Raw genomic sequence first — 9322 nt, forward strand, 5'->3', positions numbered from 1 at the left:
TGGTCCATCTGCTCGAACTGCAAGGCTATGATACCAGTGTCGACCTCACAAGCATCCTGCGCGTCTCTTCCTTGTTTACTGATTTGCATTCAAAATTAATCCATCTACAAACCTGATTTGCACCAAATTTTGACTAATGGTTAGACATCATACTGCTTGTTTCACGAGCACGGGATTGGAGTCATCAACGTGGTGATATAAAGCAAGGTTCGGCGCCGACATTTGTGAGCACATTTCCTTGAGGGGGATTATCAAGCACACTGGTTTCTCCAGAAACACCATCCGTATATCCCAGCTACGTTTTTGATGAGCCGCTTCGCATTGTCGTGCTCATTAGGGACTGTTGACGTTTGAACGTAAAGCTTTGAGAAGAAAGGAGAATTCGTATTGTTAAGGTTCTCACACCGATCTGACACGAGTTTGCCATGCCCCGATTGTTGCTCAATGACGAGCTCTGGTCGAAGCTAAGTAAGCGTCCAGCCGCCCCACCTATAAAAAGAAGTTATAGCTGTGTAGAGTTCGGAAATGGCAACAGCGAATCGATCTGGTTTTTAGGACACGTCGGGAGACGTTCCAGGACACTGGTCAGCCATTGCATCGGATCAAGGCTATTGAGCCTGGCGGTACCCAGCAAGGTCTGGATGGCGGCAGCACGGCGGCCGGCGCGTTCTGAGCCGGCGAACAGCCAGTTCCTCTTGCCTATGGCAATCGGACGTATCGCGTTTTCGACCACATTGTGAATCGTTCGGCAGCGTGCCCGAATCGATATAGCGCACCAGCGCCGGCAAGCGTTTGAGTGCGTGCTCAATGGCCTTGCCCGTGCCGCTGCCTGGTGCGACAGCTTGTTGCATCGTTTGCAGCCAAGTGTTGATTATGCGATGACTATATAAATTTCAGATTATCTAGCTAGTATCCAAATATATCAGTTCGTTTTTCGTGAAGAGAGTCTACAAAAAATACAAATATCAAGAATTTGAAATTTAAAGAAGAATCTTATGTAGCTACAAATTTATATCCGTCGATTTCATAAAAGTTGTATCTCATCAAAGTCTCATAAATAGCTTTTTGTTAGATTTAACTTAATTGATGCTTTTGTGCCTTGTGCTACTAATGTATGTAATTACGGTTTGGGCGTTAGATGTACCAGATATTGTTACTGCAGGTGGTATTCCCAAGACGGGAACTTCAGCCTTTTATGGTTTTGTACTTAATCGCGGATTAGGGGCGCATGTATTGGGAATGGCTGCATTTACGGCAACTTACGGCAGGTAGCTTCGGCTAAAAATGTAAATAGGCTCAGATAGGTTTTTGTGCTTATCTGAGATTTTATATGGCGTAGGTATTTGCCATCACACAATAAATATATTTATGTATGAGCGGAACACGTTAAATCTAATTTGGTCAAAACTCAATGAAATGTAAAACTCACCTATCTCAAACAATGAGATTTTTTTGCACGTATTTTCTATGTGTATTTAGTATGATGGCATACGCTGAGGATGGTGTATTTGAAAATAAAATTGTTATTGGGCAGACAATTGGCATAAGCGGAGATGTAGCTGGACCCGTAAAAGAAATGCTTGAAGGATCACGAGCTTATTTTGATTTTATCAATACGTCTGGCGGTATCCATGGACGAAAAATTGAATTAAAAATTTTAGACGACGAATTTAACCCATTAAAAACGTTAGCAAATGCGGAAATTTTGGTGAAAAAAGAGCACGTGTTCGCATTGTTTCAATCGCGGGGAACGCCACATACCGAACGCATATTGCCAGTATTAACGTCTTTTCAGATCCCATTAATCGCTCCGATTACCGGGTCATCGGTTTTTTATGAAAGAAAATATCGCTATTTATTTAATACTAGAGCGAAATACCAAGATGAGATTAGTAAAGGAGTTGAGCATTTTTTTACAACAGGAATCAATGAAGTATCCCTAATATACGTGAATGATGCTTTTGGAATGGATGGTTTTGCTGGGTTCAGCAAAGCGATGTCACGATACAAACTAAATCCAATCGCTACATATCATATTGATCGAATAAGTCCAGATATTAACGCTACGGTTAATGCGTTAGTAAATACTTCCTCAAAAGCGGTCATCATTGTTGCCTCATCGTCAACCACTGTTGAAATCATAAAAAATCTGCGTGTAAAAAATAATGCAATTCAAATAATGACGTTATCCAACAATTCATCACAATCATTTGTTAATTCTTTAGGACCACTAGGATATGGAGTAATTGTTTCACAAATTATGCCCCCCCCTCACTTAATGACATCAATGTTAGGACAAGAATTTAAGAAAATTGCACAAGCAAACGGTGTGGCTCCAACATATGCAGCAATGGAAGGGTTTGTAGCCGCGAAGGTTTTGGTTGAAGGAATTAAACGTAGCGGCTCAAATCCAACTCGAACGGGTCTAATTAAAGGCCTCGAAACAATGAGGAACTTCGATCTTGGCGGCTTAGTGATCAGTTATGACGAACAGAATCATGATGGTAGTAAATTCATAGAATTATCGATTATCAGTAAAACAGATCAATTTTTACGTTAAATATTGCTTTATAGTTAATTATAATTTGTGTGATTAATAGATGTCATTTTAATTAAAATAGCTGAATGGATGACCAAATTCAAATGCGGCTTAAGGTTCAGTTATATGAAGACAATCATTCAGTCGCATCGGCGAACTACTTCCACACAACTGGAAGCTTGCTCAATAATTTCCATCATCCATATCAGAACCGATCAACCTGTGATGACCGGGCGCTTACGGGAGGTTTACAGAGGGCGTGTATTTGAAGGGCTACGCGAACATGGCGGAATTGTTGGTGGGTTTTGCGCAGTATTTTGCGTTCTACAACACAGAGCGGCCATACGAATCGCTGAGTTATCGGACCCCGCATCAGGTCTACCGCAATGGGGCTGGAGGCGGTGCGTTGATCATCGACAGATTCAGTGCTGACGGCGAGGCACAGCAGGAAACGAGTAGTACTGGACAGCGCGGAGCAACTGATGAATTGGAAATCGGCACAGCTTAAATCAGCGGGTAGAGTATATTCTACTTTAAGTACTTAATAATTTTCATCTTTTTTTGCTAAATATTTTAATCCAAATCGTTCAACTGTAGGAGCAAAAATTTTACTAAAATCGTACTCTCGAATTTTATTAAAATCAATAATTTCCACGACGGGCCTAACATCTTTAGGATAGGGCTTCCCCTCCAACGCTCTAATAGCCAAATCAATTGAAATTCTCGCTTGTAGAACTGGGGAATCACTTACTGCGGCAAGTACGCGACCATCTTTGATTAACTTTATAACAGGCTCATTAGCGTAAAACGAAATTAAATTACGTAATTCTGGATTTTTATAGCGTCTAAAATAATTCGCACTCATTTCAATTGCAACCGCGTTACCTAGAATATAATTTGGTTTTAAATTATTTTTTAACATACTTCGCACTAAACCCATTTGCTCGTTTGGTTCAGTTAAACCATATCCAGCATGAATTAATTTAATCGAATATTTTTCTAATATATTTTCAACACCCACCTCTGCATCCGATACCCACAAAGTACCTTTGGGACCAGGGAACCATGCGACTTGAACAAAATCACTATTTGAGTGCCTAGTTAGATAAATAGCTGCTTTCATTACCATTTCAGAGAAATCAGCACGCGATCTAGCAGTTACTCTATTACTTCTTACTCCATTGATTAAATCAATAACAGGAATGTTTGAATCTGCTGCTTGGGAAATGCAGCTATCCAAGCCATCAGAAGATATCGCAGCTAAGACAATCGCATCCACTCCAAGTGCCATACAGTCTAAAAATTGATTTTGACTGACATCAAGATGGTTATAACCACCAGCTTGATATATACCAAGCTCAACACCTTGTCTCAATGCTTCTTGTGTTAGCCCCCAAGCAACTCCCCACCAATACTTATCTTTGGTTTGTGGCAATAATGCACATATACGCCATGCCTTCTGAGCGTGCTTCAATGGTACGTATTTAGAGACTTTACCATCTATAATCGCGCTTACAGGAAACCATTCTGCAGCGAAAATATTCTTTGAAGATAGCAGCATTAATAAGAATAGAAAAATTTTCATTAAAATCCTCCTTCACAGTTAAGTGCCTAAATTAACTTGTAACCCTCCCGTAAAATCAAGCCATGCATAACTGGAGTTCTTGAGGCAAACTGATATGCAAAAAGGAGAACAGAAATGCGTAAGAGCAGATTTACAGAAACACAAATCATCGGAATATTGAAAGCTGTCGAGGCAGGTAGGCTTGTCAAAGACGTTTGCCGTGAGCATAGTGTTTCAGAAGCCACCTACTATCAATGGAAATCCAACTATGTCAGCTCTTCATAGATAGTTGGATATTTCGATCAGATTTTCGTCTGGATCTCGAAAGTAGACTGAACGTATCGCTCCAAGTGCACCAGTGCGTTGCACTGGGCCTTCGGCAATGGTCACGTTCACCGCTTTGAGATGTTTGATGACATCATCTACTGGTGTAACAGCGATGATGCACAAGTCGGCTGACCCAGGAGTCGGATGGGTCGCATGCGGCACGATTTCATGTCCAAGCTGGTGCAGGTTGAATTTTTGATGTCCAAATAATAATGCTTTTCGTCCAGATCCAAAGGTCTCGATCTTGGCGCCGATTGCACGCATGTAGAATTCGCAGGTTCGCTCGATGTCGGCTACTGTCAGTACAACGTGGTCAAAGCGGTCAAGCACGATTGGATGGAGGTAAGCGGGCATCGTCTCCGCACTTACGATATTGCTCGCTCCATTTGCGGCCATGGTGGCAATACCAAGACCAAGCTTAGTAAGCGCGGCACGGCGGGCCGAGTTAATGCGATTTTCTAACATTTCTATCTCCTTTTTTGGCTTAGCCTTGATACTTACGACTAAGAGAATTTACTTCAAGAGAGGGATGTATAGAATTCTCAAATTCGCCACAACCCTATACGAAAGCGAAAGGTTAGCTGCGCTTTGGCATTGATATATTTATGTTAAATGGTGCAAGTTTGTATTCTGTTCGAGAGTCATGCTTGCCAACAGCACACAGAAGCAGTACTTCTTACCATATGTCAAGCATATGTTGATTTCATTTTAATATCTTGGCTATTGTCCGCCTTGTTCGTTTGAATGACGCATATGCAGGCGTTCCCGTTGGAGGGGGAAATCTCTGCTTTGCCTTTTTGCCGCCCAAGTAGCGCATCGTTAATTTTTTATTGGAATTTCTTGGGAGGAAAGTGTTGTTTAGAATTGATTGATGGTTGCCATCGTATTTTGAATGATATTTTGCGCAGTACCATATTCTTTATTTTGTGCCTATTTGCTGATTCAGTGAGGACCTTCATGAAATTTCTGTTTAACTTAAGTATTGGTACCCGCCTTGGTGTAGGTTTCGCTTTCGTACTATCTCTATCTGTAATTGGCACTGCCGTTGCCTATGGCAATGCCATCTCCAGCTTGGAGCAGACTAAGCAAATGATGGACAAGCCCCTTGCCAATGAGCGCCTGGCTTCAGACCTAAATTCCCTAATGTCGGCAGCGATTGTGCGAACCTCAATTTTAGTCCGCAGTAACGATGCCGAGCTCGCTGATAAGTTGGCTAATGACGTATCGGAAGGTGTGCGCAGTGGTGGTGAGTTACTTGAAAAACTGCAGCAATTGATGACCTCGCCAGAGGAGAAAGCTATCTTCGTCCACACCTTGAAGGCACGCGCGGTTTTTCAAAAGGCGAAAACGGACATTGTTAAACTGAAAGGTCAGGTATCGTTAGAGGAAATTGAGCGCAAATATGGTGAACAGTTTATGCCTGCCGCTAGTGCCTACCAAGAGCAGGTCAGTCAGCTACTGTTATTCCAGCGCAAGCGCATTGACGATGCTGCACACCGAATTGAGATAAGTACTCGCAATTCTAATGAGCTGCTGATTGGTTTGTCACTGCTAATGTTGATTTCTGGTGCTTTCATTGCACATACCATTTCCCGCTCGATAACACAGCCTGTCAAGCAGGCATTATATGTCGCAACGAAAGTAGCCAGTGGCGATTTGAGCCAGCGCTTGCCTGAGTCGCCAGCGCGCGACGAAATTGGCGGTCTAATGAGTGCACTTAGACATATGAATGATGCGTTGCGTGGGTTGGTTGGAGAGGTTCAAGATGGCATACAAGTAATTGCATTGGCTTCGAGAGAAATTGCGGAAGGCAATCATGATTTGTCCTTTCGTACGGAACAACAGGCCAGTTCGCTGGAGGAAACAGCTTCGTCTATAGAGCAATTGACTTCGACGGTGCGACAAAATGCGGATAGTGCCCTGAATGCCAATCAACAGGCGAAAGCTGCATCCGTGGTTGCAGCGCGTGGTGGTTCCATGGTGAGCGAGGTGGTGGTTACCATGGAAGCGATTAATACATCATCTCGGCGCATTGCTGACATTATAAGCGTGATTGACGGGATCGCATTTCAGACTAATATTTTGGCGCTCAATGCTGCTGTTGAAGCAGCACGGGCAGGTGAGCAAGGTAGAGGTTTTGCAGTGGTGGCGAGTGAGGTGCGAAATCTGGCACACCGTGCGACCAACGCCTCCAAGGAAATCAAGGATTTAATAGACGGCTCGGTGTTACAAGTGAGTGACTGCACCATGTTAGTACAGCAGGCAGGCGGTACCATAGAGGAAGTGGTCCAAAGTGTGCAAAGGCTGGCGCAAACGATTAGTGAGATATCAGTCGCAAGCAAGGAGCAAAGTGTAGGTATTAACCAAGTAAACATTGCCGCGGCTGAAATAGATAACTTCACTCAACAAAATGCCGCAATGGTCGAAGAGGCCGCTGCGACTGCAGCCAGTCTGCAGCAACAAGCGGCAAAGTTAGCGGATGTGGCGGCTAAATTTAAGTTGGGCACGCGCGAACCTATCAAAGACATTACGCCCGTGCAGCGCGCTCGCTTAACATTACGGCTTTAATGCCGTAGATTCGCCTCCAATTGCTGCCCCGCTTAATCGCATTGTACCAGTCCTAGTTCGGTTCAACCGCGCGCAAATGCGTCAATAACTTGAAAGCTTCAGGAACTAAAGCTGATTCCGACTTGACGCCCAGCCACAGCGTACGTTGTGCCCATAAATCGGTCAATGGAATAGAGCGCAAGCCATTAGCTGGGAAAGTAAGCGGGATAGCACCATCTGGAAGCACACCTATGCCCAGTCCAGCAGCGATCATGCCGCACATACCGTCGAAGCTACTGACCTGAATGCGTAAACGTAGCGGCTTGTCATGAGCGAGCGAAGCGTCGGTTAGCCGTTTAAGTAATGAGCTGCCGTAATTAAGGCCGACAAAGTCGTAGTCCAGAGTGTCACTAAAACTAACTTCGGGCAGCGTCGCTAGTGCATGGTCCGTGCGTACTACAACCATAAGTTTATCGCGGCGGTAAAGGTATTTTTCTAGCCCGTGCGATGATACATTATCGGCAAATATACCAAGATCAGCCTCTCCTGAAAGAGTAGCAGCGACGATCTGATCACTCAACATTTCTTCCAGACTAATGCGAATAAGCGGGTGGACTTCCACAAAACTCGCAAGATCAGCTGGCAAAAACTGAATTATGGCTGAAGTGTTAGCCCAGATGCGGACGTGACCACGCACGCCGATTGCAAAGTCTCCCATATCTCCCGCCATACGATTCACAGTATCCAGCACGCTGCGTGCATGCTGGATCAATTGCTCTCCAGCTGATGTCAGTTCTAGCCCCCGTGGCAAACGCACGAACAGCGCAGTATCCACAGTCCTTTCCAGATCAGCAATGCGCTTGCTGAGGGCTGACAATGTCATATTCGACTTATCGGTTGCTTTGGTAAGGCTGCCAGCTTGTGCCACCATCAAGAAGATTCGCAGTGATTGCAGGTCAAAATGGGTCGGATTGATCACGTGAGGAAGATGTTTGGGAGATGGAAAGATAATAGAGAACATCGGCGGGCTTGTCAACGTAGAGATATTTAGGTTTTCTTGAGGGGAAAGTGTCTTTGAGAAAACACTGATTTTCAATACAGGGCGGCGCGCCTACGATAGCGTCAAATATCAGACCAAATGGAGGAGATATCTATGAACAAACCGCTACACGGCGTTCGTGTTCTTGAGATGGGGCAACTAATTGCAGGCCCGTTCGCAGCTAAGATGCTAGCCGAGTTCGGGGCTGAGGTGATAAAGATCGAGCCGCCAGGTATCGGCGATCCATTGCGCAAATGGCGTCTGCTGCACGAAGGCACGTCAGTATGGTGGGCGGCGCAGTCGCGTAACAAGCAATCGGTAACGCTGGATCTGCGCACATCCGAAGGCCAAGACGTTATTCGCAAGCTGGTGAAGCAGAGCGACGTGCTTATTGAAAATTTTCGCCCAGGCGCTATGGAAGGTTGGGGCTTGGGTTGGGAAGCGCTGCATAAAATCAATCCGCGTCTTGTGATGCTGCGGGTCTCAGGCTATGGTCAGGATGGTCCCTATCGCGACCGCCCGGGGTTTGGCGTTGTGGGGGAAGCGATGGGGGGCTTGCGTCACCTTAGCGGAGAGCCTGGTCGCACACCTGTTAGGGTAGGCGTATCGATTGGAGATTCGCTATCGGCACTGCACGGTGTAATTGGGGTCTTATTTGCTTTGCGTCATCGCGACCAGAACGGCGGCGATGGCCAGATGATCGATGTCGCTTTATATGAATCCGTCTTCAACATGATGGAGAGTTTGTTGCCAGAGTATTCGGTTTTTGGCACGGTACGTGAAGCTGCTGGTAGTAGTTTGCCGGGCATTGCCCCGACAAACGCATACAAATGCTCCGACGGAAAATATGTACTAATCGCTGGCAACGGTGACGGTATCTTCCGTCGCCTGATGGATTTAATTGAACGTCCCGACTTACGTGACGCCCCTGCATTGGCGCAAAACGACGGTCGTGTTAAGCATGTACAGCAACTGGATGCTGCTATCGGCGAATGGAGCAAACAACACACACTGGAGCAGGCACTGTTCACCTTGAATGGCGCAGGGATTCCTGCTGGCCGGATCTATGACATCGCTGACATCGCCGCAGATCCCCACTACAAGGCACGCAATATGCTGTTGGATGCGAAACTTGACGACGGCACGTCCGTGAAATTGCCCGGGATTGTTCCGAAGTTGAGTGCAACTCCTGGCGAAGTGCGTCACCAAGCCCCCAAGCTAGGCCAGCATACCGACCAGGTACTTGCTGGTATCGGCATCGATAGCGTGACGCGCGACGACTGGCGTCAGCGCGGCATCATTTGAT

General features: G+C 45.5%; 7 protein-coding genes and 2 pseudogenes. 5 read left to right on the forward strand and 4 right to left on the reverse strand.

What is annotated here, in order from left to right; all coding sequences use genetic code 11:
* Nucleotides 1–502: 502 nt before the first annotated feature.
* The gene (locus EYB48_RS19560) at nt 503–733 is read right to left on the reverse strand and encodes a transposase domain-containing protein (protein ID WP_408058376.1); all 231 of its coding nucleotides are present in this window, start codon (nt 731–733) and stop codon (nt 503–505) included.
* Nucleotides 734–1480: 747 nt separating this feature from the next.
* On the opposite strand from EYB48_RS19560, the gene EYB48_RS18700 reads away from it, so the two are divergent.
* Complete coding sequence (locus EYB48_RS18700; RefSeq protein WP_235935293.1) at nt 1481–2560, forward strand: ABC transporter substrate-binding protein; 1080 nt, start codon at nt 1481–1483, stop codon at nt 2558–2560.
* Nucleotides 2561–2792: 232 nt separating this feature from the next.
* Nucleotides 2793–3047 (forward strand): annotated as a pseudogene (locus EYB48_RS18705) (hypothetical protein); the annotation flags it as partial.
* A gap of 33 nt (nt 3048–3080) precedes the next feature.
* Here the strand turns inward: EYB48_RS18705 and torT are convergent.
* Entirely contained in the window at nt 3081–4124 is a 1044-nt protein-coding gene (torT, locus tag EYB48_RS18710; protein WP_162021898.1) for a TMAO reductase system periplasmic protein TorT, read from the reverse strand.
* Nucleotides 4125–4238: 114 nt separating this feature from the next.
* On the opposite strand from torT, the pseudogene EYB48_RS18715 reads away from it, so the two are divergent.
* Nucleotides 4239–4373 (forward strand): annotated as a pseudogene (locus tag EYB48_RS18715) (transposase); the annotation flags it as partial.
* Nucleotides 4374–4382: 9 nt separating this feature from the next.
* Here the strand turns inward: EYB48_RS18715 and EYB48_RS18720 are convergent.
* Nucleotides 4383–4760, reverse strand: coding sequence for a VOC family protein (locus EYB48_RS18720; RefSeq protein ID WP_328823503.1), 378 nt, complete (start codon nt 4758–4760; stop codon nt 4383–4385).
* 414 nt (nt 4761–5174) lie between these two features.
* On the opposite strand from EYB48_RS18720, the gene EYB48_RS18725 reads away from it, so the two are divergent.
* A complete protein-coding gene (locus tag EYB48_RS18725) occupies nt 5175–6998 on the forward strand; it encodes a methyl-accepting chemotaxis protein (protein WP_235935295.1) in 1824 nt (607 codons plus the stop codon).
* Nucleotides 6999–7050: 52 nt separating this feature from the next.
* Here EYB48_RS18725 and EYB48_RS18730 read toward each other — a convergent pair whose 3' ends face one another.
* The gene (locus tag EYB48_RS18730) at nt 7051–7956 is read right to left on the reverse strand and encodes a LysR family transcriptional regulator (protein WP_162021903.1); all 906 of its coding nucleotides are present in this window, start codon (nt 7954–7956) and stop codon (nt 7051–7053) included.
* 174 nt (nt 7957–8130) lie between these two features.
* Between EYB48_RS18730 and EYB48_RS18735 the strand changes: the two genes are divergently transcribed.
* Nucleotides 8131–9321: a CaiB/BaiF CoA transferase family protein gene (locus EYB48_RS18735; RefSeq protein WP_162021899.1), complete on the forward strand. Its 1191-nt coding sequence runs from the start codon at nt 8131–8133 to the stop codon at nt 9319–9321.
* The last annotated feature ends 1 nt before the right edge of the window (nt 9322 follow it).

The sequence above is a fragment of the Cognatundibacterium crateris genome (assembly GCF_010078235.1).
Lineage (GTDB): Bacteria > Pseudomonadota > Gammaproteobacteria > Burkholderiales > Burkholderiaceae_D > Undibacterium > Undibacterium crateris.

Coding starts and splice junctions, on each gene's coding strand:
- EYB48_RS18700 (WP_235935293.1), top strand. CDS start 1,481: ATGATGGCATACGCTGAGGATGGTGTATTTGAAAATAAAATTGTTATT.
- torT (WP_162021898.1), bottom strand. CDS start 4,124: ATGAAAATTTTTCTATTCTTATTAATGCTGCTATCTTCAAAGAATATT.
- EYB48_RS18725 (WP_235935295.1), top strand. CDS start 5,175: ATGACGCATATGCAGGCGTTCCCGTTGGAGGGGGAAATCTCTGCTTTG.
- EYB48_RS18735 (WP_162021899.1), top strand. CDS start 8,131: ATGAACAAACCGCTACACGGCGTTCGTGTTCTTGAGATGGGGCAACTA.